Genomic DNA, 26,815 nt, shown 5'->3' with positions numbered 1-26,815 from the left:
ACTAGCATCCAGCGCCTCTGGGGGCGATACTGAAATTTGGTGGTTTAGGGGACGACAATCATGACCAATCAACCCGTAGCAACGGCCGGTGCGGAGGAAACTTCCATCCTGAAGTCGACCGTCCAGTGGATCGCTGTCGCGTTTCTGGTCTATCTTCTCATTACGGCGGTCGGGATGATCGGCAGCGGCTTCAAGGGCGCGACCAAGGGGGACGCAACCCAGCTGTTCGAATTCGCCACCAACCCCTTCATGGGCCTTGTGGTGGGCATCCTGGCCACCTCGCTGATCCAGTCCTCGTCCACCGTTACCTCCATCATCGTCGGTCTGGTGGCTGGTGGGCTGTCGGTTGAAATGGCCGTACCCATGGTGATGGGCGCCAACATTGGTACAACCATCACCAACACCATCGTGGCGCTGGGACATATTCACCGCAAGAAAGCCTTCCGGCGCGCCTTTGCTGCCGCAACGGTGCATGACATCTTCAACCTGATTGCCGTGATCATCTTCATGACGCTGGAGCTGGCAACAGGGATTCTCCATAAGATCGGCGCGTTTGTGGCCAGCTTCCTGGTGGGCGGCGCGGATGTCAGCGTAAAAGGCTTCAACTTCATCAAGCCCATCACCAAACCCGTTATTGGCCTGGTGAAGGACTTTTCCGAAATGATCTATGCCCCCTGGGCCAACGCGCTCCTCATCCTGTTTGGTGTGGCGATCATCTTTTTCTCCATCATGTTTGTTGGTAAACTGCTGAAGAAGCTGATGGTCGGCCGGGCCAAAAGGGTGATGCATGGTGCCATTGGCCGCGGGCCGGTTGCGGGCATCACGTCGGGCGCGATTGTCACGGTGCTGGTGCAATCATCTTCCACCACGACAAGCCTGATGGTGCCGCTGGCGGGCGCGGGCAGCTTCCGGCTGAAGCAGATTTACCCCTTCACCCTGGGCGCCAACATCGGCACCTGTATCACATCGCTTCTGGCGGCGACGGCCATTACCGGCGCCACAGCCCTGCCGGCGATGACAATTGCCATGGTACACCTTACCTTCAATGTGCTGGCGGTGCTGGTTATTTACGGCATCAAGAACCTGCGCATGCTGCCGCTGAAGGGCGCAACGTCGCTTGCGAAACTGGCCACCAAGAACAAGTCGCTGGCCTTGTTGTATATTTTGGGTGTTTACTTTGCTTTGCCGGGCGTGCTGGTATTGGTTTACCAGATGTTTGCTTAAGAAGTGCGAGGAGACTTAATCATGGCTAAAGACATAACAGACCTGCCATACAAGAAGCTCAAGAAACGGGTTAAGAAAACGAGGAAACTGCTGGACGCGCTGGAGGCCGAGCTGGAGGCGCGTGAGCTGGAACGCCAGCATCACGAGGTGGATGACCTTGAGGAACACATGGATGCTGCCGACAGCTCGATCCTGGACCTGACAGGCATCATCAAGAACTTCCTGACCAAGAATAAATAGGTCGCACGATCAACCGCAGCGCTTCAGACACCGCGACCGAGCGGAGAGTCAGGGGCTTCCCGCATGTCAGATATTCCAATCTGCCGCACTTACTCGGGATGACCTGGTGCGGCTCTAGCCCCTGAGGGGCATCGGACCTGAAATCGGTAAAGACAGACACTTCTGCAGGGCACGCAAAAGTCTGCCGGTGGTTTTGGCGCTTGACTCTTTAATGTACCCATTGTACCCCTTATATACATGGTACACAGGGAACAACAAAAACACCAAGCGATCCCGGCCATTTGGAGCAGAAACCCGAGTCACGACAGATGAGAAGAATATGGAAATAGTCATCGACATAGACGCCGAGGAACCGCTTTTTGCCCAACTGATGGCCGAGATCAAACGTGCTGTCAGCGCGGGCGGCATCAACCCCGGCGATGCCCTGCCCTCCATCCGGCAGCTGGCAAATGACCTGAACCTGAATAACAAGACCGTCGCCAAGGCCTACCAGCTTCTGGAACGGGACAAGGTGATTGTCACCAAGGGCTACAGGGGCACCTTCGTGCACCCCGATGCCCGCAGGAACATGGACTTTGACCTGAATGCCTGGGTCGCAGGCCAGATCAACCAAACAATCAACGCATGCCGCGAAAAAGGCGCAACCGACAGCGAGATCAGAATAGCCTTCGCGAACATCATGCAAAACAAACCGACAGCGGGAGAATAACAATGTACGCCGCCCTTATCATTATGCTCATGCTGGTCGCCGCAGGCGGCCTTGCCCATCTGTTCAAGCTCGTCGCGGGAGGCCAATGACATGCCGTTCAATATGTCCGAAACCGCTGTGATGGTGATTTATTATGCCGCCTTCCTGGGGCAGATTTACCTGCTCAGCCACTATTTCCCGGGACGCTTCATCGCGCGGGTGCGCTATGTGATCGACAATTTCCCAGTTAAAGAATACCCGAAACTGTATCCGAATGCCGGGCCCAACTTCGCCGCAAACATGGCAGGAAAGCTGAAGCTTTTCAGGCGCGTGAACAATGGGATCGCCATCATTGGCCTGCTGATCCTGGCCGGCATGCTTGGCAGCGGATACCGGCCTGACCCGCTGGGCGGTGACGAAATCTTCGTGATGTTCTATTTCTTCCTGCAGTTCATCCCGTTTTTCATTGTCGCAGTGAAAGAGCACAAGCAATACAAAGCCTTGCGCGCCGCTTTCAAGGAAGCACGGCGCACGGCGGATCTGCGCCCCCGGCACCTGTTTGACTTTGTCTCACCGGTCGCGGTGTTTACGGCACTCGTCTGCTTTGGTGCGTGGCTTGTATACTATCTGACCGTCAAGGGCTGGGACCAGCCCTGGGAGGAAGAAGTTTACATTTCGGTGGGCATGACCACCGGCATGAACCTGCTCTATGCCTGGATCATCGCCCGCTTCATCTACGGCAAGAAGCTGGACCCCTACCAGGCCAGCAAGGACTATATGAAAACCGTGGAAGCCATCACAAAGGTGCTGGTCTATTCCTCCATTGGCATCAGCCTGTTCCATATCACTACCGTGGCGGCGGATGAATATGCGCTGGAAGCGTTCGACCCGGTGCTGACCAGCCTCTATATGCAATATTGCGTGCTGATCGGCTTCGGCGTGATGCTGGGCACGGCTAAAGTGGAAGATTTCGATTTCAGCGTCTATCGGGAAGAAGGGGCGACAGACCCAGGCGCCTGAGCCCAAGGTTTAAGTGCGGGAGGCGGCAGTCGCTGGCCGCCCCACCGGGCAATCCTGGCCTTCGGCATTCCCTAAGCTCCAACAGAGAAATGCCTGAAATTCTGGTAATTCCCGCACAGGCGGGCGGCCCCCGGTGCTGCCCGCCATTTTCTTTTTTAGGCTGCGGGCTGGCGTTTGCGCGCTACCCGGCATAGGCTGGTGGAAATTGAAACACAAGGGGCTGTGCTTCATGACATTTTCGGAAACCATGATTTCCTTTATCGGCGTTGCTGTCCTTGTCGCCCTTCTGTGGCTTGCATGGCGCAGTACGATTGGCCGCTTGGGCAAGGTGTCCCGCAAGCAGTTGCGGGCGCTCAAAAGCGCCTCTCTCGACCGCAAGCAGATCATGCGACGCGGCGAACACCAGCTCTATGGTCAGCTGCAGACCCTGCTGGCCGCCTATGACCGCGGGTATCAGGTGTTCCCGCAGGTCTCCATGGGGGAATTGATCGCGTGCGACACCGATGAAGGCTTCCTGGCGATCAACAGCAAGCGCGTGGATTTTGCCATTACGGATGCGAAAGGATACCCGGTTATCCTGGTGGAATATCAGGGTGAGGGCCATGATCTGGACGGCACCGCAAAGGGCCGCGACACGGTCAAGCGCGAAGCCGCCACCCGCGCCGGCATTGGCTTTCTGGAAGTGTTCCCTGATTATGACGTCGACGGCCTGAAGGCTGATATCCAGATGCTTCTGGAAGAAACCAGCTAGTCACAAAAAAAGGCGGCCACCAAGACCGCCTTTCGGAACTAGGATCAGTCGGCCCTCGCATTTCCAAGCAAGGGCAACTGTCCGCATTTCGGCAACCGGCTCATCAATTATCGAGTGAACGAAGATCAAACGCTTTTTCGTTCAACACCATAGCCCAGCCCCTGATTTTTTCACATCTAGGGGCGCCCCGGTCATCTGTGACTTCAATATCCATTGCCTCGCCAAGCCAATCCTCGCTGGCGAGAATGGCGATCTGAAGCAAAGCCTGCGGTGACACTTGAACGATCAAACCATCATCGCTTTGAAAGCCGATCGCACCCTCGGCCGCAATGGACGACAGGTCATCCAGCTCGGCTTTTTTCTCCTGCTGCATCCACGGAAGAAGCTCATTAATATCCGCCACAAAGGGATCAAGCTGACAAGCCGCGCCATATTTTTGAACCTTCTTTGCCATGCTCACGTCCACGAGAGACCACCCCAAGTCGTCCCGCTGCATCACCAGGTCAGAAATGTGGCTCCACCGATCAGCCAACTTCTCAACGTGGCTGCTCTCGCCACCCGTAGCACGCTGATTTTCACCAGGCTGCAGCACCCACCAATCCGGGTCCTCAGCAAAGATACGGTCCAGGATTTGTCCGTTTGTGTCCTGTATCCTGACAAGCATATTGGCAAGAAGGTGATGATTGTTCACGCCGGTTCCAAAATACTTTTGAAAAAGCGGCTTCTCCAGAGTGCTGCGCAACTCCTTCATCTCGGCAAGTGAATAGTTTTCCTTGTAGAACTTCAAATGGGTTTCGAACGCAAGGTCGGGCAATGCCTTCAGGTATTCTCGCTGCCACCTGTCCAGCACCGCGTCGATTTTTTCGACACTGGTAATCTGCCCGTCTTCAGACATTTGCAGCTTGATGGCTGGCGCCATGAATTTACGTTGAATATTCAGGAAAACACCGAACGAAGCCCGCTCAACTTCAGCTGCGTTCGTCGATTTGCGAAGCAAGCGCACTTCACGTTCAAACTCATCGCCATGTGCCTGCATCGTCAGGCCAAGGATACAAATGAAAATTAGTGCTAATCTAATCACTGATGCCCCCATCATTTTGCCCAACCTTATCGATTCGGCCTTTTCAGTCAATCCCCTACCCCCATCGGGGACTGCTAGCCTTTCACCTTCTGATGTGCATCAGCAAAAAAGGCGGCCCCGGAGTTGATTTCCTTAAGGGACCGCCTTTTCCATAAATATATTCCCTGCCTTACATCACGGCAGCAATGGCGTCCGCCACATACGGGATGTTGGCTTCAGTCAGGCCCGCCACGTTGATGCGGCCGTTTGCCGGGAAGTAAATGGACTTGTCTTTCTGTACAGCCGCTACCTGCTCAGGCGTCAGGTTCAGCAGCGAGAACATGCCCGTCTGGCGCCCTACAGCACCGAACTCAGCGCCATAGCCCTTCTGGGTCAGGCTGTCAGCCAGCGTGCGCCGGAGGGTGTTGACACGGTCGCGCATTTCACCCAGTTCAGCCACCCAGTCAGCGCGCAGGGCTTCATCCTGCATCACGGTGGTCATCAGCGCGGCACCGTGGCTTGGCGGCATGGAATAGTTTTCGCGGGCGATGCGGGCGAGGTTGGTGGTCAGCGCCTTCGCGGCGTCCTTGCCCTGGGACTTGACGATCAGCGCGCCTGTGCGTTCGCGGTACAGGCCGAAGTTTTTGGAACAGCTATAGGAAAGCACAGCTTCCGGCAGCTTTTCAAAGGCGCGGCGCAGCGGGCCTGCATCAGCCTCGAGCCCCTGGGCAAAGCCCTGATAGGCCATGTCCAGAAACGGCACCAGGCCGCGTTCGCCGATCAGCTCGATCACCCGGTCCCATTCCTCATCATTCAGGTCAGCGCCCGTCGGGTTGTGGCAGGATGCGTGCAGCAGGATCAGGTCGCCCGCCTTGGCGCCCTTGAGGTCCTCGAGCATGCCTTCAATGTCGATCGATGTGGTCGCGCGGTCATAGTAGCGGTACACCTTGCTGTCCAGGCCCGCCGCCTTCAGCGTTGGCACATGGTTGGCCCAGGTTGGGTTCGAAACCCACACGGTGGTGCCTGGGGCCGCGTGGTTTACCAGTTCAAAGCCGAGACGCAGCGCACCGCAGCCACCCGGCGTCTGGATCGCACCAATCTGGCCTTCAAGGGCATGCACAAGCGGTGCACCCAACGAGAGGTCAAGCGCCGCATCGGTAAAGCCAGGCCAACCCGTAGGCGCGATATAAACCTTGCTGCCTTCCGTTTTCACCAGCCGGTCAAATGCCGCCTGAATGGAGCGCATAATCGGTGTGTTGCCCTCTGCCGTCTTGTAGACACCGACACCCAGATCAACTTTTTCCGGGTTGGTATCAGCCTTGAAAAGCGCCGACAGGCCAAGAATTGGGTCAGCGGGAAGCGGCTCGAGGTGCGAAAACATTAGACTCTCCTAAGGGTGTGGATCGCAGCAATATCAATTGGTTTCAGTTGTAACTTTAATGCGCAGCTTTTCCAAGCCTGGAATCATCTGCGACAATGCGCCTATATATACCTGACGATTAGTACTGGCAAAGTGGCAAATTCTGCTGCATGAGTTTAGCAGACCTATAGGGAAGACAGACACATGTATAAATTGGCAATCGCCCTTTTTGCCGGGATGTTCGGCCTTCAGGATCCGGCTCTTGCCTCCGGCTTTGAACCCGAGGATGCAGAAGGTCAGTCCAGCTACCATTTTGACACCGATGCGCCCTTCAAACCGTCCGCCGATGCCATGACAGATGTGGATGCTGCACTGATGCGTGCCCGCGCGTCAGGCAAGCTTGCGATGATCGTCATGGGCGCCAACTGGTGCCACGACAGCATGGGCCTGATTGAACACCTCAGCAAGCCCGAAGTCGCCGCGGTGGTGAAGGCAGGCTATGAAGTACAAATTGTTGACGTAGGCTATCTGGATCACGGCCTGCATGTGGCCACCCGCTTCGGCCTGCCCGTGATTTACGGCACGCCCACCGTGCTGGTGATTGAACCGGAATCTGAGACGCTTCTGAACGCTGACACGGTGAACATCTGGCGCGACGCGGCGGCCATGCCCACAGATAAGGTAATCAGCCTTTTTGCCGGCCAGAACCGCACACCGAATGCTGCGCCTGCACCCACGGGCGAACTGGCGCGGCTGATGGCCGAAATCAAGGAATTCGAAAGCAAGCACGCAGCCCGCATCTATGGTGGTTTTGCCATCGTTGGCCCTATGCTGGCGGCGGACGAGCGCCCGGAACATTTCGGCGCCTACTGGACCCAGCTTCGGGACCTGCGCTACAGCATCACTGAAGACCTGGCGCGCCTGCGCCAAGAGGCCCGCACCCGCACAGCAGCCGGCGAAACGGGAATCACCCTCGACTATCCAGATTACCCGCCTTTCGACTGGGAAAAAGAGAGTCGGTGATATTTTTGCATAAATTTGCAAAAGCGATAAAATAATATTAACATATTGAAATAAATTAAATAAACATAACAATAACTGCAAATTAAACGCTGCCATTTGCCATTTTTTGCAGATTTGTTTGCAACAAGTTTTCAGTTTTGCCTATACTTCCGTCCACGTCGAAGGAGGGAACTATGGGAATCTTCAAGCTGTTTTTGATCGGTTGCCTTGGCGCCCTGGCGGCAGCGTCCCTCACCAGCGCCACTTGTTCAAGCCCTGAAACCGAACCGACGGCTGAGGCTGCGCGCACAGGCAAGCCAGTCGTGTATCAAGTGTTTACCCGCCTATTCGGGAACCAGAACACGACGAACAAGCCATGGGGCACCAAGGCGGAAAACGGCGTCGGCAAGTTTGGTAACTTCACCGATGAAGCGCTCGAGGGCATCAAGGAACTGGGCGTCAGCCACGTGTGGTACACAGGCGTGCTGCACCACGGCGTCATTGGCGACTATTCGGCCTTCGGCATCTCGAATGACGATCCGGACGTAATCAAGGGTCCCGCGGGCTCGCCCTACGCGGTGAAGGATTATTATAGCGTTGACCCTGACCTGGCGACTGACCCAGCCAGGCGCATGGATGAGTTCCGCGCGCTCGTCGACCGCACGCACAAGCACGACCTGAAGGTGATTATCGACATCATCCCGAACCATGTGGCGCGGGGCTACACCTCGCTGGGGAAGCCTGCGGGCGTGGAGGATTTTGGCGCGGCGGACGACACGAGCTTCGAGTATGCCCGCGACAATAATTTCTATTATGTCCCTGGCGAGGCGTTTGAGGTGCCGGACTTCCCTGCGGGCTATGAGCCGCTAGGCGGAGAAGCGCACCCGCTGGCAGACGGCAAGTTTGCGGAAATCCCCGCCAAATGGACCGGCAATGGCGCGCGGTCGGTCAAACCCAGCGCCGACGACTGGTATGAGACCGTGAAGCTTAATTACGGTGTGCGCCCCGACGGCAGCTATGACTTCCCTTCGCTTCCGGAAGGGTATGCGGACAGGGACTACCGCGCCCACGCCGCCTTCTGGGCTGACAAAGACCTGCCGGACACCTGGCTCAAGATGCGCGACATCGCCTTCTTCTGGCTGGACCAGGGCGTGGACGGTTTCCGCTATGACGTGGCGGAACTGGTACCGGTGGAGTTCTGGAGCTTCCTCAATAGCGCGATCAAGATGCGAAACCCCGACGCCTTCCTGCTGGCGGAAGTCTATAACCCGAAGCTCTATAGGGACTATGTGCATCTGGGCAAGATGGACGTGCTTTATGACAAGGTCGGGCTTTATGACCTGCTGAAGGCCATCATCCAGGGCCGCGAGACGACAGATGCCCTGCCGCGCGAGATCGCGAGCCTCAGCGATATCGAAGCCCACATGATGCACTTCCTCGAGAACCACGACGAACAACGCATCGCCAGCGGTGACTTCGCGGGCAGCCCGTGGCGCGCCATGCCGGCCATGGTCGTCTCCGCCACCCTGCGCACATCCCCCACCATGCTCTATTTCGGGCAGGCCGTGGGCGAGGACGGGTCTGAAGATGCGGGCTTTGGCGACCCAAGCCGCACCAGCATCTTCGATTATATCGGCGTGCCCGCACACCAGCGCTGGATGAACGGCGGCAAGTTCGACGGTGGCGCGCTGACCGCAGATGAGGCGAACTTGCGCGCCTATTATGAGCGCCTGATGAGCTTTACCGCCACCAGCACCGCACTGATGGGCGAATATCAGGAACTGCACAGCGTGAACCGCCAGCATGTGCCGGGATACACAGACCAGCTGTTCGCCTTCGCCCGCTGGAGTGGTACGGAAAAGCTGCTGGTTATCGCCAACTTTTCAGACACGGATACCGCCAACTTGCCACTCCGCCTGCCCCCAGACCTTGCAGCCACGTGGGGTCTTACGGACGGCACCCACCGGCTGGGCGATCAACTTGGCGGCGGCGATGCGACCCTTGTCGTCCGTGATGGTCAAGCTATGATCGACTTGGCGCTTGCGCCGCTCCAGTCAATGATCCTGCAACTGCCACGAGGCGAGTGATGACCGCTACCGATCGCAACATCAAGAAGATTGCCATTGTGGGCGGCGGGTCCGCCGGCTGGATGACGGCAGCGGCGCTGTCGAACGCGCTGCAGGGTTCTGCTGAGATCACACTTGTGGAATCGGAAGAGATCGGCACCGTGGGTGTGGGTGAAGCCACCATCCCGCCGATCAAGATTTTCAATCAGTCGCTGGGCATCAATGAAGCCGAGTTCGTACAGCGCACCGAAGGGTCCTTCAAGCTGGGGATCGAATTTGTGAACTGGTTCAAGGAAGGCCACCGCTATTTCCACCCGTTCGGGGAATATGGCGCACCCTTTGACGCCGTGCAGCTATACCACTATTACCTCAAGGCCCGCGCGGAAGGCCCAGTGGACCCAATCGACGATTATTCCATGGCCTGGGTGATGGCGAAAAACGGCAAGTTCAGCGTGCCTGCCCAGGACCGCCGCATGGTCCAGAGCACCTTTGATTATGCCTATCATTTCGACGCCACCATGTACGCCCGCTTCCTGCGCGACTATGCCGAAGCCCGCGGCGTGAAGCGCATGGAAGGCAAGGTGGTGGATGTGGCGCTGCGGGGCACGGATGGTTTCATCGAAAGCCTGACACTTGAAAGCGGCACCAAGGTGGACGCCGAGTTTTTCATCGACTGCACCGGCTTCTTCGGTCTGCTGATCGAAAAAACGCTGAAAACCGGATATGAGGACTGGACCCACTGGCTGCCGTGCGACCGGGCCGTGGCCGTGCCGTGCGAACATGGTGGGGAATTCACGCCCTACACGCGCTCCACGGCGCACAAGGCGGGGTGGCAGTGGCGCATCCCACTGCAGCACCGCATCGGCAACGGCTATGTCTATGCAAGCCAGCATATCAGCGACGATGAGGCGCAGGCGACGCTCCTGGACAATCTGGACGGCACGCCGCTGGCAGACCCGCGGCTTCTCAGGTTTATCACCGGCAGGCGCAAGAAATTCTGGAACAGGAACTGCGTGGCCATCGGCCTGTCCGCGGGCTTCATGGAGCCCCTGGAGAGCACCAGCCTGCATCTGATCCAAAGCGGCATCACGCGGCTTCTGGCGCTGTTCCCGACGCTGGATTTCGACCAATACGGCATTCAGGAATATAACCGCATCACAACAGGCGAATATGAGCGCACGCGCGACTTTATCATCCTCCATTATAAAGCCACCGAACGCCGCGACGCGCCCCTTTGGCAATATGCTGCGGATATGGAAATCCCTGAAGAACTGGCTTACAAGATCGAACAATTCCGGCGCGGCGGCCGCATTGTGGCGCACGAACTGGAACTGTTCAGGAACCCCAGCTGGCTGGCGGTGTTCACCGGCCAGGGCATCTGGCCCGAGCGCCATGACCCGCTGGCGGACGCGCGGGACGTGGACTATCAGGGCCGGCTTCAGGGCCTGAGGCGCGTGATGGAAGAAACCGCCGCTGCCATGCCCAGCCACGCGGATTTCATTGCCAGACACTGCCCCGCCAAACGGACGACCTAACGTGCTGGCATGAAACCACATTCTCATCCCCTGCGATAAATTGGCGCCATCAATTCCCCGTTAAGCATTTTTGCGCTATGAAAGGCGCACCAAGGCCTTCACAAGGAATGATCGCTTGCCAAAGCACAACAGACCCAAGGAACAGCTGCAGATCCTGAACAAGTTTGCGCGGGACCTGATGCGACTGTCGTCTGTGGACGACCTGGTCTGGTATGTGGTGGAAGAAGTTGTCGGCCAGCAGGGCTTCGTGGACTGCGTGATCTACCTGCATGACGACAAGCGCGGCAAGCTGGTGCAACGGGCCGCATACGGCGAAAAGAAGGGCCCGGACCAGTCTATCGAGAACAAGATCGAGCTGGACCTGGGCGCCGGGATCAGCGGCCACGTGGCCATGACCCTGAAGCCGGAGCGCATTGCCGACACCCGCCTGGACCAGCGCTATATTGAAGACCTGCGGGGCATGCGGTCCGAACTGACAGTGCCGATTGTCTATGCCGACAAGCTGTATGGCATTATCGACTGTGAACACCCGGACGTCGGATATTTCACCAAAGACCATGAAGACCTTCTGACAACGGTGGCCTCCATGCTCGCCGTCCGGTTGGCCGAATGGCAGACCCACCAACAATTGGCCGAAAGCGAGGAAAAATACCGTCAGCTATTCGAGATGTCCGAAGACGCCATGATGATCCTGACGGAAAACAAGTTCGAACTGTGCAATCGGGGCGCGGCCACGATGTTCGAATATGCCAGCGCCGAAGAAATGGAACAGGCGCACCCATCGGAAGTATCACCGGAGTTTCAGCCCTGCGGCCTGACGTCGTTTGAAAAGGCCGAGGACATGATGCGCATCGCAGTCAAAGAAGGCTATAACCGGTTCGAATGGATGCACCGCAAGAAAACCGGCGAAGTGTTCCCCGTGGAGGTGACGCTGACCCGCGTGCCCTACCAGGGCCAGGTGGCGCTTTATGCCATCTGCCGCGACATCACGGACGCCAAGGCAGACCAGGCGGCGCTGCAGCGTGCTCTGGCCGAAGCGGAAGCTGCCAACAAGGCCAAATCCACTTTCCTTGCGAACATGAGCCATGAACTCAGGACACCGCTGAACGCCATCATCGGCATGTCAGAGATCATGAAAGACAAGCTGTTTGGCCCCATTGAAAATGCCAAATATGAAGAATACAGCAACGACATATACCGTTCTGGCACCTTCCTGCTGCAGATGATCAACGACATTCTTGACCTGTCCGCCATCGATGCCGCCGAGCGCCCACCTGAAAAGGCCCATCTTGATGTCGCCGAAATCATTGGCGATTGCACTGTGATGGTCAGCGCCCAGGCCACCAAGAAACGCATCCAGATCCGCCCGGACCTCAATAAGGCGCCTGTGGCCGTGTGGGCCGACCCGCGCGGGCTTCGACAAATCCTGATCAACCTGATGTCGAATGCCGTGAAGTTCGGTAAGGAGAACGGCTTTGTCTGGGTCCAGGTAATTGATCAGAAAGACAGCACCCTGTTCCACGTGATGGATGACGGGCGCGGCATCCCCGAAGACCGCCTGGCCACGATCACCCACCGGTTCGACCGCGGCCATCTGGACCCGACGAATGCCATTGAAGGCACGGGCCTGGGGCTCGCCATCGTTGAACAATTTGTCACGCTGCATGGCGGCTCACTTAAGATCGAAAGCCGGCTTGGCGAAGGCACCACCGTGACCTTCGACCTGCCCAAAAAGCCTGCCTGACCCTTCACTGATAAGCCGCCCTCACCAATAAACAGGGTACGCCCGCCTGGCTGCGAACCGGTTGAAACCCACAGCCACCAGCGCCAGAAGGGCGGCACCCGCGATCACCGGCATGAACAGGAAATCCCATCCAGCCCCCGTCATGATCACCAACAGTGGGTTTGCGCCCGCAGGCGGGTGCACCGTACCCGTCAACTGCATGGCGGCGATGGCGGTCGCAACCGCGCCCCCTGCGACCCACCAGGCGTCACCAAACACCGACAATGCCACAAGACCAACAAAGGCGCTGACCGCATGTCCCACCACAATATTGCGTGGCTGTGCCAGTGGGCTGTCGGGCACACCGAACGCCAGCACAGCACTGGCCCCCAAAGGCGCCATCATCAACGGGAATGCGGATGCCTTTGCCAGTAAGGCAATCAGCCCAATGGCCAGCATGCCGCCACACCAGGACCACAGAATATGCCGAAAGGGGGCTCGCGGCGGCACTTTGGAAAGACCAGCCGGTTTCATGACGCCGTTCCTTGTGCTGGCGTTGGCGTCCACACCGCCCCTGCCGGCAGGCGCGGGGATACCCCCAGAAACCGCCAGATAAAGGGCACCGCGGCCGATGTGGCCTTCACCTTGTCAATCGAGACGCGCACGAACCGTTCCGCACCTTCGTACGCATATGGGCTGTCTTCCGGCCAGACGATGGCCGCGGCCCCACTGACCTGCAAGAGATCACCGGTCGTGAAATCCACGAACAGCAGCCCTGCCCGGCCGGTGTCGTGGATATTGCCGAGTGTGTTGAAATGGCGGTTGCCGGAAAAATCCGGGAACAGGAGCGTGCTGTCATCCAAAAATTTCACGAAGCCCGGCGCCCCACCGCGGTGCGATACGTCCACCCCGTGCCGGACGTCCACGCCCAGCCGGGACGCGGATGAGGCAATGAAAAAGGTGTCAGCTGTCTCAATCATGTGCCGGTACCGGGTGGACAAGGTGGCCTCCTGCCACTCACCCGACTTCCGCGCCACTGGCTCCGGCACGCGCGCCTGAATATATTGCGGGCAATTGCCGAAAGACTGGGTGACCTGCAGCGTCACGCTGTCATCGCTCACCCTAACCACGCGGCCATTCACCCGGTTGCGGCGACGGTTCTCGAGCAGCAGACCAAGGCCGCCAACTTCTGCCCCAACATGCCGGGCCTCCGGCGGCACACAGGCAAACGGCAACACAAGGGTCTCCGCGTCTGGCGACCTGATAAAGCCGGGGTCGCCCCAAATCATGTGGGCCCACGGCATGCCTTCCGCGTCCACCGTCCCCAGAAAGAAATACGAAAGGCCCTCAAAAAACGCCCGATGCTGGTCAGGCATGTAGGGACGCACCATTTTGCTGGCATATTTATGCACTTTTTCCCGCACACCCAGCCTTTCCTGGATGGCGAGCTCGCTGTCGTGAAACGGGCTGAACGCATCTTTCACTTCGTCTACTGGCATGTTTTTCTCCTGGGCCTCTTCGTGGTTGGGGTTGGCCGGGGCAGATCCCCGCTGAGGGATAATGGAAACGCCCGCCCCGGCCATACAGCTGCCGCTAGGCGGCCGCTGAAACCTCTGTGTGCGGGATGTCCACGAAGCCCTCCAGCGCCTCTATGCGCGCAAGCCAGCCGCGAATATGGGGGTAAGGCTCAAGGCTGACGAACCCTTCAGGTGCCCGCGCCACATAGCTATAGAGCGCCACGTCAGCGAAAGTGACTTCCTGGCCAAGAAGGAAATCACGGCCTTCAAGCTGCGCCTCCAGCCCTTCAAGATAGGCGTGGGCGTTTATGACGGTTTCCTCTTCGTCAAATTTTGCGCCGAAAACCTGGATCAACCGCGCCCGCGCCGGGCCCGCCGCCAATGGCCCGCTGGCCTGAGCGAAATAGCGCTGCACCAGTGACTGGCCATAGGCAGAAGCAGGTATCCATTTATTGTCCGCGTCATACTTGGCCGCAAGGTAGGTCAGGATGGCCGTGGATTCGTAGATCACATCGTCGCCGTCCACCAGAACAGGCACCTTGCCTTCGGGGTTCAACTTCAAAAACCAGTCGGCTTTATGCTCGCCCGCCGGCAGGTCCGTCACCCGGTTCTCGAAATCGAGCCCCAGAAGCGACAGCGCCAGCTCGGCCCGGTGTGAATGCCCCGACAAGGGAAAGCTATAGAGTATACGTTTGGTCTCAGACATGAATGCCTCCGTTTCCAGCGCTTTCGCGCGCCATATGAAAATGTACTGATCGGTACACATTAAAATGGACAGATCGGTACATTTCGTCAAGAGAAGCCTTCTCACAAACACGTGACGGGCAGAAATACTGTCTCATGATATTGATTTTTATTGATTTTTTCTTATCTGGATCAAGAAAGCCCAAAATGGTACAAAAAGAACAGATCAGTACCTAAAGGAAGAATCAGTCATGCGACCGTCGCGCAAGGACGAACTTATCGACAAGGCCCTGGAGATTTTCTACCGGGACGGCTTCCACGCCACAGGCATGGACAAGCTGGTTCATGAGACCGGCATCTCGAAGACGTCCATGTATAAATATTTCGCGACCAAGGAAGACCTGATCCTGGCCACGCTTGAGCGCCGGCATGAACAGTTCACTGCCCTGCTGACCGAAGGCCCTGCCGCACGGGCCGACACGCCGAAGGGCCAACTGATGGCCAGCTTTGATACACTGCAGGAATGGATCGCGAGCGACGGCTTCAACAGCTGCATGTTCATCAAGGCGTCATCGGAATTTCAGGACCCGTCGCACCCCATCCACCAGATGGCGGCCACGCACAAGCGTGCCCTGACAGAGCATATGGCAAACCTGGCCCGCAAAGCCGGCGCCAAGGAGCCGGAAGCGCTGGCGCGGCAACTGATGCTCCTCAAGGAAGGCGCGATTGTCACCGCACACATTCAGGGCAAGGCTTTCGCTGCCCCCGACGCCAAAGACGCCGCACGCACGCTCATCAACCTGGCCTGCCCTTGATGCGGGCCTGCCTATCAGCAGGGCCACGCGTTTCACTGGTACCGGGAAAAGGTCGAACCCAATCGGGCGTCAGACCTTGGAGGTGAAGTCCAGCGCCGATGCCGCAAGGCCCAATGCAGCAGAAGCAGTAATGGTGGCATTAGTGTGGGCTTCCACTTTGGCCATCAGGCCTTTGACTGCTTCAATCTGCTCTTCTGTAGGGGGCTGAGCTGCGTCAAACTCTGCCTCAAGCGCCGCAAGCTTATTTTTCAGGCGCTCCTTTTCGCGCCCCAATTCCAGCAACTGGATCTCCAGCTCCCGACGCTCATCATCGCTGGGGTTCTTCCCGAGACCCCGTTCAACCAGCCTGTAGGCTTTTCGCGCCGCCACCCACGCTTCATATACAACTGTATATTCGTCTTCCATTTTCTTTTCCCCCGCGGATTAGCGGCACTGCATGTCGTCTAGTCGTTGGCCGCCGTATCTGTATCCGCATCAACTCTGCTCTCAACCTTCTGGATATCGGCTTTAGAGTCTTCCACCTGCTTTTCCGCCTCATCCTGCAGCTTCTTGATGTCTGCCGAGACGTCTTTCACGAAAGCCACCAGGAATTTGGCCCGCGCCAGCAGGCTCTTTTTCTCGCCCAGTTTCACAAGGATTTTGGCGACTTCATCCAGCGCCTTGCCATCAACCTCAAGCTTCTGGCGAGGTAACAATATCTGCGCTGCAAACTCATCTGCCCCGGCTGAATGGTCTGCCCGGATGCCTGCCATGGTTTGCTGCACCGACTTGAGCTTCTCATATTGCTGCTTGGTCGCCTTGTCGTTGACCAGGTCCGCAATCGCAAGGTCGGCGGCAACTGAGCCCTGCAGTCGCTGCGTTGACGCTATCAGGCGGCCCGCCGATTGGGCCCGTTGTTCCGCAAGTTCCTTGCGGCGCGCCTCCATCGACTTTACCTCCTTGCCAGCCAGTGCCACATTGGCAGAGGTTTTCTTGGCTAAATCGCGAACGGATTCAGGCGTTGCGCACGCACCCAGCTGCACACAGATCGCCAGAAATATAATCTTTCTAGTCATTGAGTGTTACTCCCGCTGCAATGGTTGCCTTCAGGATCAAGTCCGCGATCGCTTCAGGCTTCAGGCCCTCTGCATGATATCCAGCCAGCTGCGTCATGCCGCCAGCAACAAGGTTGTCCCAGCTTTTTAGGGCGAAATCATCGGACAGCAGCGATTCACGGTGATTGAGATCGATCATCCGGTAGCCGATTTCGGCTTGCTGTGCCTTCATTTCATACACCCGCGCGAACGCGCTGATGGCCAGGTAAAGCTCACGCTTCTGGTCCATGATGTCCTGATCACTGAAGCCCTCTGGGGCCTTTGTGCCCTTTTTCATCTTCGGGAAGCCTTCCGCTCCCGATGCCAGTGCATCCCGCCAAGGCAGGGTCAATGCACATTCGCCCCACGCCACGCCATCCTGCTGGCATGTCTTGGCCTCAGTCTGGGGCGTGGACGACACTGTGAAACTGTCGCACTTTATGCCCGGGTGTTCGGCAGGCGGCACGGTGTCGTTAGCGTCCTTGAAACGGCCTTTGGAATAATAGGCGAAATTGCACAGGTGGTCGCGGAATGAAATCCAGGCGGCAATCTCATTCTGTCTTGCCTCAAGCTTTGAACGCACAAAGTCAACCCGGCGCGCAGCAATCGCAAGCCGCTTCTTTGCGTCATCCTGCTTGATCTTGAGCTGACCAAGTTCCACCAGAAGGTCCGCGAGCACAGCCTGCTTACTGGCCTTCATGAAAGCATCCCAGTTTTTGCCAACCGCCTGAAGGCTTGTGGCAACATCCTTGTCGATTCCAAAAGCGGCCAGATCATCCTCTGACAGGCAGGCCTGCTCGCCATCATCACCGCAATCATCGCCGAACTTCCCGGCGGCGAATGCCTGAATGAGGCCGCTTGCTGCTTCAATTTTCTTTTCGGTTTCGTCCTTGAGGCCAAGGCCGAGAAAGTCGTTTGCCTCGGCGATCACTTCCGGTGCTTCCTTGATGAGATCCATAGGCAAGACTTTCTTGTCGTCCTTACCGTCTTCCCCATCACGCTTTGCGCGTTCGCCGCGACGGGTCGCCATTGCCTTACGAACTGCTTTCTCATCAACCTTGACGCCCGCCAAGTCAGCTTTCTTTTTCAGGTAGGCGACCTGTACATCCTGAAGTTCATTCAGTGACTGACCGGCAGCCAACCGCCGCCAATTTTCACAGGTTTCCCGCAAATCCTTGTATGCCAAATCCAACCTGCGCTGCTGACCGGCCGACACATTGCCGAAATCGAAGTCTTCAGGCATGTCATCTCCGGTGTCGCATTTGGGCACCTTGCTTCTTATGTCGGGGGCAAACCGTTCATAAACCTCTTCTAGTTCGCCCGACAATGTATTCGCCTCCTGCTGATCGAGAAATCGATCCCGTGCCCGTGCGGCAGAGCTGAACCCCATCCGCTGGAGCGCCGCCGACGCCTTTATGAAGTCATCGGCAAGGCTATAGCGCTGGTTTGCAGCCATTCGGAAAAACTGGGCATCCAGTTCCGCGTCATAGGACGCACGAACGGCGGCTACTTCGCTCGCCAGTAGTTTGTCCAGGTTTTCGGATTCCTTCGTGAGGGCAGTCGTCAGCTCCGCCTTATCGTATTTTTCCTTGGCGCTTTTGGCCAGAGCGTCATTCCCGCCGTTATAAAGGTGGGGCAGCCTGGCCGAGCCGCCGGATGAGCAGGCAGTCAGCAGCGCCCCCAAGGCAAAAAGGACGATGACCTTGCGGCAAAGGCCCAATAGCATGCGCGTGATCATGGAATCTCCCCCTGCTATGTCCCGGGGGAAATCCTATCACATTACTTGCATATAAACAATCTTAGCGAGTACAGCTCAAGTGGCGATTTGAGCCTTGCTGCACTTACAGGACAGACGCGCAGTGTTTGGCGATAAAGTCGACCTGTTTTGGCAGCTTGGGCACGGTGCCGCTGATGATGGTTTTCAAATTGGTGAAATATTCCCTGAGCTGTTTGTCGCTCAAGCCGTCCGCCATCGGGTGGTAGGCCTTCGGCATCACACGCTGGCCCAGCATCACCTGCAGCCAACCAGCTTCCGAGAACAACTCATTATTGAAGCGGAAAATGCGGCCGGTCTCTCGGAACAGGTCCATCTTGTGCTTCAGGCTTTCGGGGATCTCCATCGTGCGGCAGCGCTTCCAGAAGGCGCTATCGTCCCTTTCGGTCGCATGATAATGCAGGATAATAAAGTCGCGGATGCTTTCGAACTCGAAGCCGACCTGCTCGTTATATTCATCAATATTGGTCGCATCCAGCCCCAGAGATGGGAACATCTGCACAAAGCGCACGATGCTTGTCTGGATCAGGTGAATGCTGGTGCTCTCCAGCGGCTCCAGGAAGCCGCTTGATAAGCCCACCGCGATACAGTTCTTGTGCCAGAATTTCTCGCGCCGCCCGGTCTTGAACGGGATCACCCGTGGGTCCGCCAGCGGCTTGCCCTCAAGATTGTCGAGGAGCGTCTGGGTGGCTTCGTCTTCGCTGATATGGTCAGAGCAGAAAACATGGCCGTTTCCTGCCCGGTGCTGCAGCGGGATGCGCCACTGCCAGCCGGCCTTGTGGGCGATCGACTGGGTGTAGGGCCGCATGCGCGGGCCATTTTCCGCGGGCACCGCCACGGCCCTGTCGCACGGCAGCCAGCCTGTCCAGTCCGTATATCCCACCCCAAGCGCTTGGCCGAGAAGGAGCGAGCGGAAGCCCGAGCAATCGATGAAGAAATCGCCTTCGACCACCTGCCCGTCCTTGAGCGTGACGGATGCAATGTTGCCGCTTGCGCTATCAAGCGACACGTCGGTGATCATGCCCTCAATGCGGTTGACGCCCGAAAGCTCACAGCCTTTCCGAAGGTAGCGCGCATAAAGTCCGGCATCGAAATGGAAGGCATGGGTGATGCCCTCGAGCGGCGAATTGGGGATCTGGCGCATACGGTCGAACCGGTCTTCCTTCGCCGCCTGATAGTTGAAGGAAAAATCCCACAGGTCACCCGCAAAGCCGGCCTCTTTCGCGCGCAGCCAATAATGCTGGAACGGCACCATGCCGATCTGCCGACCGATGGAGCCGAAGGCGTGCATATATTTGTCGCCCACCGCCCCCCAATTTTCGAACTGGATCCCCAGCTTGAAGGTGCCCTGGGTGGCCTTGACGAACTCGTCTTCATTCAGGCCCAGCACATTGTTGAAAATCTGGATCGGCGGGATGGTAGCTTCGCCCACGCCCACCGTGCCGATATCGTCGGATTCAATGAGGACAATCTCAAGCTGGCCGCGCATCAACTTGACGAGGAGGCTCGCCGCCATCCAGCCAGCGGTGCCACCGCCCACGATTACCAGTTTCTTGATGCTGCCCTGTTGCACGCTATGCCCTCACCCAAACCCTGAAAAAGAAATACCCCTGCCGACGATCATATCGGCAGGGGCAATTGTTTCAACCAGCCTCAGCCGGATCTGACTAGAATTTATAGTTCAGACCGAAAAGGAAGGTACGGCCATAGTTCTGGAAGTCACGCACCTGGCGGCTGTCTGAGTTGTAGAAGGTGGTGAACGGCTGGTTCGTCAGGTTGTTCACCTGGAACAGAACGGTCAGGCCATCCACACCAACTTCACTGAGGTCGTAGCCAAGTTGCGCATCAACGATGGTTTCTGCTTCCACATCAACCTTCACACGGGTGAGGCTGAGGGCGGAAACTTCACCCAGGAACGAAGAACGGTGACGAACGCTGGCACGTGCCTGGAAGCCATACTTTTCATAGTAGATCGTACCATTCAGAACAGTCTTCGACAGGCCAGGGAGCGTGATTTTCTCCTGACTGTTCGGGTCGATGATCGAGCTTTTGGTAAAGGAAGCCGAACCAAGGATACCGAAGCCGTCAAGCGCTTCTGAGAAGTTCGCGAACGGCAGGGAACCCGAAAGTTCGATACCGTAGATCTTACCGCCGTCTACGTTGTCCTTGAAGTCGCGGCGACCGATGGTCGAAAGCGTAAACTCATTGCCGTCACCGTCGACAAACGTCAGGTCCTCGCCCAGTGGGCCCAGAACTTCCGCAAAGTCATAGGTTTCAGACGAGCTGAACGGGAAGCTTGTGATCTGCTTGTAGAAACCAGCAACCGACACATAAGCGCCCTCGCCGAAATAGTGCTCGTAGGACAGGTCATACTGCCAGGTCTTGAACGGCTTCAGGTTCGGGTTACCGCCACCACCGGTGAAGATCAGGTTCTGCTGGTCGAAACCAAAGCCGAAGCCTGCGTTCATGTCAGCCATTGGTGCACGTGCCAGAACCTGTGCAACACCAACACGGAGCTTGTTGTTGTCATCCAGATTGAAGCTGAGGTTCAGGCTTGGCAGGAAGTCCCAGTAATCAGTGCCTTCCGTAACAGGTGCTGCAACCACTTGGTTGTCTACTGTCTTGGCTGCCCAACCATCTGAGCTTTGGTCGGTGTAAACAGCCTGCAGGCCGACGTTACCGGTAACCGGCAGGTTGCCTAGCTCGGTGTCGATATTGGCCTGGGCATACAAGTTCACAACTTTCTCGGTCACGGTCCAGCTGTTAGTCAGACGGGACTGCGTGCTGGCGGCTTCGTCATTGATCACATAGGCGCCGCTTTCAAACAGCGCTTGCGCATCATAGCTGAGCACGTCACCCATGCCGATAAACTCAAGCGACGTTGGGTCCTCAAGGAACTGGCTAGGCACCGGAACGTCCGCTGGATATTCATTGAGCGTCAGGAAGAAGCCCTGGTCCAGCAGCGTTTTACTCCGCTTTGAGAAGCGAACACCATATTCAACGCTGGACAGGAAGCCTTCGTCCATGAATTGTTCGGCGCTCAGGCGAACGGCAGACAGTTCGTCATCGGTTTCCGGTGCGTTGATAAAGCCGTCCTGGGCTTGATCATCTGGATAGAAGCCAGCAACAAACAGGCCCCAACCCCAACTAAGCGGACCGCCAAGCTGAATGAGGTTCGGATCAGAATAGTCAAGACCATGGGTGAAGACAGCGTTGCCGTCCGCACCGATGGTGAAACCCAGGTTATCAGTGGCACCATTGCCGCTACCACGACCGGTACCCGCGTAGGTTTCCATGTTGCTTTCGATACGGTCAACGCTGGAGTGGCTGAGGTCCAGTTCGATCGTCAGATTGTCATTCACCTGATATTCGGTGTTCCAGCCGATGGCCAGCGTTTCAGCTTCGCGGTTTACGAAGTCGTTACGCACTACAACCTCTGCGCCGTTGAACTGGCCCTGCGTGATCAGACCATCTTCAACTGTGTAGCCGTCCTGCAGCTGCGCGCCAGACCATGCCAGTGGAATTTCAATACCGCGCAGGGTCTGCTCGTCATCGAACTTGGAATAATAGGCGTCGATGGTTGTGCGGAACTTGCTGTCGTGTGGTGCATATTCAAGCACACCCAGGAAGCCGTCGCGCGTCAGCTCGTTCGATTTCACATAAGGCTTGGCACCACCAATGATCAGGTTGCCGTCAGCCGCTTCCGGGAAGCCCCAGCTGTTCCAGCGCTCTTCCTGCGTTGGTGACAGCATGCGGGCGTAACCTAGCGCGATGCCAACCTGATCGTCGTTGAACTGGTCAACGTAGGAAATGCTGGCGCGGTAGCCAAGCGCCGTCGTGCCGGAATTGAGCGCACCCAGATCCGCATATTCGCCGCGCAGGTTCACTACAATGGCCTGCTCGCCGTACGCCAGAGGCTTGATGGTCTGCAGGTCAACGGTACCACCAACAGCTTGGCTGGTCAGGCTGGCGTCCGGCGTTTTATAAATGGTCACGCCGTTGATCAGCTCTGATGGGTATTGGTCATATTCAACCGCACGGCCGTTGTTTGCAGAAACCTGCTCGCGGCCATTCAGTGTGGTGGTGGTGAAGTCTGGCGCCAGACCGCGGATCGAGATCACGTTGGCGCGGCCGTCAAGGCGCTGTGCTGCAAGACCCGGCAGGCGGGCAATCGATTCGGCAATAGACGCGTCAGGCAACTTGCCCAGGTCTTCCGCTGAGATCGCTTCCACGATGGAGCTGCTTTCCCGCTTGCGGGCAACCGAGCTCATGATCGATGCACGGATGCCCGTAACAACGATTTCTTCCAGTTGTACGCCTTCGTCCTCATCGGTGTCAGATGAGCTGTCCTGTGCAAGCACAGGCTGTGCGGCGAATGCGATGGCGGAAGCCGACGCAAAGGATAAAAAATGAGACTTAAATTTAGAGGTACGCATGAAGCCTTCCCTTCCCTGTATTAACCCTGGAAGCAAACCCACAGGCCGATCCTACTGGCCAAAAGTTAAACTTCCGCAACTTTCCCTGTGTCGAAAGTTCGCGCATCACTTTGCAAACATCAAGTCATTTTTTCATATTTTTGCTATTTATTGCAGCGACCATGCAAACTGTGTCTTTCCTGCAACAGTTTTGCGTATACTGGCTCATATAAAGGGTTATAGAGTGATATATCACGTTACAAGAGACCGATTTAGCTGCCTTGCAAGTTTGCAAAGACGTCTTTTGCAATATTCTTTTTGCATTTTTTGCAAAAATTGCTAATCCTAGACAACAGGAAGGGAGGCCCGATTCTTCGGTGCCGCATTATTATAGGGAACGGGATCATCGCATGACGCAAAAACCTGCGCTGAGCTTCTGGCAAATCTGGAACATGTGTATCGGCTTTATGGGCATTCAGTTCGGCTTCGAACTGCAGGTCAGTAATGTCAGCCGTATCTTCCAGACGCTGGGCGCCAACATCGACGAAATTGCCATACTGTGGGTGGCCGCGCCGCTTACGGGCCTGATTGTCCAGCCGATCATCGGCTATATGAGCGACAAGACATGGACCCGGCTTGGCCGCCGGCGCCCCTATTTTTTCTATGGCGCGATTCTGTCGACACTTGCGCTTCTGATTATGCCCAACTCGCCGACACTCTGGATCGCGGCAGGCATGCTGTGGATCATGGATGCCTCCTTCAATATCGCGATGGAACCATTTCGCGCCTTTGTGGGTGACATGCTGCCGAACCGCCAGCGGTCTCTTGGCTATGCCATGCAGACCTTCTTCATTGGCACTGGTGCATCGGTTGCCGCGGCACTTCCGTGGATCATGACCAACATGTTCGGTGTGGCGAACGAGGCCGATCCCGGCATCATCCCGGATTCGGTGGTTTACGCCTTCTATACCGGTGGCATCTTTTTGCTGATCTGCGTGCTGTGGACTGTCTTCACCACCAAGGAGTATGCCCCCGAGGAACTTGAAGCCTTCAACAAAGCCGAGCAGGCGATTGGCGAAGCCGCCGCTGCGCACACCCAGTCAGATGAAGAGAGGGCGCTGATCACGCCACAGCGCCATAAATCAGGCGGCCTCCTGTGGCTTATTGTCGGCGCCGCCGCCTCGCTTCTTATCTATATGACAGATGGATCCTACCGGCTGCATATCCTGTCAGGTGGCGTGGCCGTGTTTGGCCTGCTGCGCCTGATCGTGTCAGCCAGCAAAGCCAAAGGAAAAACCACATCCGCCATTGTGGAAATCACAGATGACCTGATGCTGATGCCCACGGTCATGAAGCAGCTGGCCGTCGTGCAGTTCTTTTCGTGGTTTGCCATGTTCGCCATGTGGTCCTTCACCACGCCGGCGGTCACGGCCTTCCATTTTGGCGCCCTGGACCCGTCAAGCGAGCTTTATAATACCGGCGCCAACTGGGCCGGCGTGCTGAATTCGGTGCGCAATATCGTGACCATCGGCGCAGCCATCTTCATCGCGCTTTGCGCCAACAGGATCGGCCGCCGTAAAATCCACATGCTGAACCTGACGCTCGGCGGCATCGGGCTGGCGTCCTTCTATCTGGTCACCGACCCAGACTGGCTGGTGGTGTCCATGGGGCTTGTCGGCTTTGGTTGGGCATCGATCCTGTCGATCCCCTATTCGCTGCTCTCAAGCGCGGTCGCGCACCACAAGATGGGCATCTATATGGGCATCTTCAATTTCTTCATCGTGATCCCACAAATCGTGGCGTCCACCACGCTGGGCCTCCTGGTCAGTGAACTGTTTGCCGGCCAGGCCATCTATGGCCTTGTGTTTGCCGGCTGCTCCATGATCATTGCAGCCCTTGCCACCCTCAATGTCGCCGAGCCGGAGGCCGAATAACATGAAATTTCAACGAACAAACCTGGCCGCCTTCGGCCTTGCCCTGACCCTTCTTTCTGGCTGTGACCAGGCTGATAAAGCCTTGCCCCCGGAAGACCCCATCACCGTTCGCCCGGAACTGCTGGAGCCATACATCAGCCGTCCGATCACCGATGATGTGATGTATTTCGTCATGCCTGACCGGTTCAATAACGGCGACCCGTCCAACGACACCGGCGGCTTTGGTGGCGACGCCACCACACACGGCTTTGACCCAACCCACAAGGGATTCTTCCATGGCGGGGACTTCAAGGGCCTGACGGAAAAGCTGGATTATCTGGCTGACATGGGTGTCAGCGCCATCTGGATGACACCCATCTTCAAGAACAAGCCCGTGCAGGGCAACCCGGTGAATATGACAGCCGCCTACCACGGCTACTGGATCACGGACTTCACCCAGATCGACCCGCACCTGGGCACAAATGATGACCTCAAGACGCTGGTGGATGAAGCGCACAAGCGCAATATGAAGGTGATTTTCGACATCATCACCAACCACACGGCCGACGTGATCAAATATGAGGAATGCTTCCCCCGCGGCAGCGACCCGGCAAACGTGCCGCTGTGCGATTACCGCAGCAAAGAAGCCTTCCCCTACACCACCAAAGGCGGTCCGGACGGTGAAGCCATCAACGCAGGCTTCCTAGGCGACGACCCAGAGCACCAGACGAAAGACAATTTCGACAAGCTGACCGCCCTTGATTATGCCTACACGCCCTATGTGCCTGCGGGCGAAGAAGATGTGAAGGTGCCGGCGTGGCTCAACGACATGCGCTATTACCACAATCGCGGCGACAGCGAATGGCAGGGTGAAAGCTCACTCTACGGTGATTTCGCGGGCCTTGATGACCTGTTCACCGAACATCCGGACGTTAAGGAAGGCTTTATCGACATCTATAAATTCTGGATCTCGGAATTCAAGATCGACGGCTTCCGCATCGACACGGTCAAGCATGTGAACGACAGCTTCTGGCAAACTTTCGCACCTGCCATCACGGCCCACGCCGAGGCCGAAGGCATCCCGAACTTCTACATGTTTGGTGAGGTGTATGAACCCACGCCGGAGCGCCTCAGCCACTTCACCAATGAGGCCAAGGTGCCCTTCGTGCTGGATTTTGCTTTCCAGTCAGCCGCCTATCAGATGTTCTCGGAAAATAAGGGTCCGCAGGCACTGGCGGAAACCATTGAAAAAGACACCCTTTATCAGCCGGTGAAGGGCGACGCCCGGTCGCTGCCCATTTTCCTGGGCAATCACGATATGGGCCGCATCGCCCATTTCATCCGCCGCGGCAATCCGGACGAAAGCCCGGAAGTATCCTTCAAGAAAGATCTGCTCGCCCACGCGCTGATGTTCTACAGCCGCGGGGTTCCGGTGATTTATTATGGCGACGAACAAGGCTTTATCGGCGACGGCCATGACCAGGACGCGCGCGAAGATATGTTTGTGAGCCAGGTGGCGTCCTACGCCGACAATGACCTGCTGGGCACGGAAAAATCGAGCGCCGAGGATAATTTCGACGTCGATCACCCTCTTTATCAGGCCATGCAGCGCTTCACCATGGTCAAGCGCGCGCACCCGGCCCTCAGGCACGGCAAGATGACTTTCCTGCATGCCGACAGTGAACCCGGGCTGCTGGTGTTTGAGCGCACGGACGAAACCACAGGCGACACGGTTCTGGCGGTCTTCAACACCTCGGCCGAGGTGGCGACAGCAAGCGTCCCGGCGCTTGAAGACCCCCTCTGTTTCATCGACGGCACAGCGGGTGAGACTGGCGAGGCCTACACGGCACCAGCGCTGAGTTGGGCCCTGTTCAAACCAGCAGCCTGCGAGGGCTGATCAAAGCCGATACCCAAACAAAAAAGGCGGCGCCCGTTGGTGCCGCCTTTTTCATATC

The 26,815-nt window shown here is 57.2% G+C and carries 22 protein-coding genes; 12 read left to right on the top strand and 10 right to left on the bottom strand.

The genetic code is table 11. The features are described 5' to 3' along the window. Positions 1 to 60 precede the first annotated feature (60 nt). From B3Z17_RS11215 to B3Z17_RS11195, 5 genes are all read left to right on the top strand, one after another. Positions 61 to 1,224 (top strand): Na/Pi symporter, encoded by a 1,164-nt coding sequence (locus B3Z17_RS11215; protein WP_286829866.1) that lies wholly within the window; start codon positions 61 to 63, stop codon positions 1,222 to 1,224. Between the two features lie 21 nt (positions 1,225 to 1,245). Next, positions 1,246 to 1,464, top strand: coding sequence for a hypothetical protein (locus tag B3Z17_RS11210; RefSeq protein WP_068303928.1), 219 nt, complete (start codon positions 1,246 to 1,248; stop codon positions 1,462 to 1,464). Positions 1,465 to 1,783: 319 nt separating this feature from the next. Next, complete coding sequence (locus B3Z17_RS11205; RefSeq protein WP_286829865.1) at positions 1,784 to 2,173, top strand: GntR family transcriptional regulator; 390 nt, start codon at positions 1,784 to 1,786, stop codon at positions 2,171 to 2,173. Positions 2,174 to 2,263: 90 nt separating this feature from the next. Further along, a complete protein-coding gene (locus B3Z17_RS11200; RefSeq protein WP_286829864.1) occupies positions 2,264 to 3,172 on the top strand; it encodes a hypothetical protein in 909 nt (302 codons plus the stop codon). Positions 3,173 to 3,401: 229 nt separating this feature from the next. Beyond that, positions 3,402 to 3,923, top strand: a complete 522-nt coding sequence (locus B3Z17_RS11195; RefSeq protein WP_286829863.1) for a DUF2726 domain-containing protein — start codon at positions 3,402 to 3,404, stop codon at positions 3,921 to 3,923. A 103-nt stretch (positions 3,924 to 4,026) separates the two neighbouring features. Here the strand turns inward: B3Z17_RS11195 and B3Z17_RS11190 are convergent, their stop codons facing one another. Continuing rightward, a complete protein-coding gene (locus tag B3Z17_RS11190; RefSeq protein ID WP_286829862.1) occupies positions 4,027 to 5,055 on the bottom strand; it encodes a hypothetical protein in 1,029 nt (342 codons plus the stop codon). 118 nt (positions 5,056 to 5,173) lie between these two features. Further along, positions 5,174 to 6,364, bottom strand: coding sequence for an aromatic amino acid transaminase (locus B3Z17_RS11185; RefSeq protein ID WP_286829861.1), 1,191 nt, complete (start codon positions 6,362 to 6,364; stop codon positions 5,174 to 5,176). 183 nt (positions 6,365 to 6,547) lie between these two features. Between B3Z17_RS11185 and B3Z17_RS11180 the strand changes: the two genes are divergently transcribed. The 4 genes from B3Z17_RS11180 to B3Z17_RS11165 all read left to right on the top strand — a co-directional run bounded on the left by B3Z17_RS11180 (position 6,548) and on the right by B3Z17_RS11165 (position 12,690). Continuing rightward, positions 6,548 to 7,366: a hypothetical protein gene (locus B3Z17_RS11180; RefSeq protein ID WP_286829860.1), complete on the top strand. Its 819-nt coding sequence runs from the start codon at positions 6,548 to 6,550 to the stop codon at positions 7,364 to 7,366. Positions 7,367 to 7,539: 173 nt separating this feature from the next. Beyond that, on the top strand, positions 7,540 to 9,432 hold the full coding sequence (locus tag B3Z17_RS11175; protein WP_286829859.1) for an alpha-amylase family glycosyl hydrolase: 1,893 nt from the start codon (positions 7,540 to 7,542) through the stop codon (positions 9,430 to 9,432). Next, a complete protein-coding gene (locus B3Z17_RS11170) occupies positions 9,432 to 10,946 on the top strand; it encodes a tryptophan halogenase family protein (protein ID WP_286829858.1) in 1,515 nt (504 codons plus the stop codon). Before B3Z17_RS11175 ends, B3Z17_RS11170 begins: the two co-directional genes overlap by 1 nt. A 115-nt stretch (positions 10,947 to 11,061) precedes the next feature. Further along, positions 11,062 to 12,690, top strand: a complete 1,629-nt coding sequence (locus B3Z17_RS11165) for a sensor histidine kinase (protein WP_286829857.1) — start codon at positions 11,062 to 11,064, stop codon at positions 12,688 to 12,690. Between the two features lie 21 nt (positions 12,691 to 12,711). Here the strand turns inward: B3Z17_RS11165 and B3Z17_RS11160 are convergent, their stop codons facing one another. The 3 genes from B3Z17_RS11160 to B3Z17_RS11150 all read right to left on the bottom strand — a co-directional run bounded on the left by B3Z17_RS11160 (position 12,712) and on the right by B3Z17_RS11150 (position 14,892). Then, positions 12,712 to 13,203, bottom strand: coding sequence for an HPP family protein (locus B3Z17_RS11160; RefSeq protein WP_286829856.1), 492 nt, complete (start codon positions 13,201 to 13,203; stop codon positions 12,712 to 12,714). Next, positions 13,200 to 14,168: a pyridoxamine 5'-phosphate oxidase family protein gene (locus B3Z17_RS11155; RefSeq protein WP_286829855.1), complete on the bottom strand. Its 969-nt coding sequence runs from the start codon at positions 14,166 to 14,168 to the stop codon at positions 13,200 to 13,202. The genes B3Z17_RS11160 and B3Z17_RS11155 overlap by 4 nt, the downstream gene beginning before the upstream one ends. A gap of 94 nt (positions 14,169 to 14,262) precedes the next feature. After that, positions 14,263 to 14,892 carry a glutathione S-transferase family protein gene (locus B3Z17_RS11150; protein WP_286829854.1) on the bottom strand — a complete coding sequence of 210 codons (630 nt, stop codon included), beginning with the start codon at positions 14,890 to 14,892 and terminating at the stop codon, positions 14,263 to 14,265. A 229-nt stretch (positions 14,893 to 15,121) separates the two neighbouring features. Here B3Z17_RS11150 and B3Z17_RS11145 point away from each other — a divergent pair, with 229 nt between their 5' ends. Then, complete coding sequence (locus B3Z17_RS11145) at positions 15,122 to 15,685, top strand: TetR/AcrR family transcriptional regulator (protein ID WP_286829853.1); 564 nt, start codon at positions 15,122 to 15,124, stop codon at positions 15,683 to 15,685. A gap of 69 nt (positions 15,686 to 15,754) precedes the next feature. On the opposite strand, the gene B3Z17_RS11140 is transcribed toward B3Z17_RS11145, so the two are convergent. The 5 genes from B3Z17_RS11140 to B3Z17_RS11120 all read right to left on the bottom strand — a co-directional run bounded on the left by B3Z17_RS11140 (position 15,755) and on the right by B3Z17_RS11120 (position 22,968). Next, positions 15,755 to 16,090 (bottom strand): hypothetical protein, encoded by a 336-nt coding sequence (locus B3Z17_RS11140; RefSeq protein ID WP_286829852.1) that lies wholly within the window; start codon positions 16,088 to 16,090, stop codon positions 15,755 to 15,757. A 38-nt stretch (positions 16,091 to 16,128) separates the two neighbouring features. Continuing rightward, positions 16,129 to 16,740 (bottom strand): hypothetical protein, encoded by a 612-nt coding sequence (locus tag B3Z17_RS11135; RefSeq protein ID WP_286829851.1) that lies wholly within the window; start codon positions 16,738 to 16,740, stop codon positions 16,129 to 16,131. Continuing rightward, positions 16,733 to 18,496: a hypothetical protein gene (locus B3Z17_RS11130; RefSeq protein WP_286829850.1), complete on the bottom strand. Its 1,764-nt coding sequence runs from the start codon at positions 18,494 to 18,496 to the stop codon at positions 16,733 to 16,735. The genes B3Z17_RS11135 and B3Z17_RS11130 overlap by 8 nt, the downstream gene beginning before the upstream one ends. A gap of 103 nt (positions 18,497 to 18,599) precedes the next feature. Further along, on the bottom strand, positions 18,600 to 20,105 hold the full coding sequence (locus tag B3Z17_RS11125) for a tryptophan halogenase family protein (protein ID WP_286829849.1): 1,506 nt from the start codon (positions 20,103 to 20,105) through the stop codon (positions 18,600 to 18,602). Positions 20,106 to 20,199: 94 nt separating this feature from the next. Further along, positions 20,200 to 22,968 carry a TonB-dependent receptor gene (locus B3Z17_RS11120; protein ID WP_286829848.1) on the bottom strand — a complete coding sequence of 923 codons (2,769 nt, stop codon included), beginning with the start codon at positions 22,966 to 22,968 and terminating at the stop codon, positions 20,200 to 20,202. Positions 22,969 to 23,357: 389 nt separating this feature from the next. On the opposite strand from B3Z17_RS11120, the gene B3Z17_RS11115 reads away from it, so the two are divergent. Beyond that, on the top strand, positions 23,358 to 24,881 hold the full coding sequence (locus tag B3Z17_RS11115; protein ID WP_286829847.1) for an MFS transporter: 1,524 nt from the start codon (positions 23,358 to 23,360) through the stop codon (positions 24,879 to 24,881). Position 24,882: 1 nt separating this feature from the next. Further along, the gene (locus B3Z17_RS11110; protein WP_286829846.1) at positions 24,883 to 26,757 is read left to right on the top strand and encodes an alpha-amylase family glycosyl hydrolase; all 1,875 of its coding nucleotides are present in this window, start codon (positions 24,883 to 24,885) and stop codon (positions 26,755 to 26,757) included. Positions 26,758 to 26,815: the final 58 nt, after the last annotated feature.

Origin of the sequence: Kordiimonas sp. UBA4487, assembly GCF_002389025.1 — a bacterium.
GTDB lineage: Bacteria > Pseudomonadota > Alphaproteobacteria > Sphingomonadales > Kordiimonadaceae > Kordiimonas > Kordiimonas lacus.
Note: the sequence above shows the minus strand (reverse complement) of the source record. Positions and strands in the feature narration are given on the sequence as shown.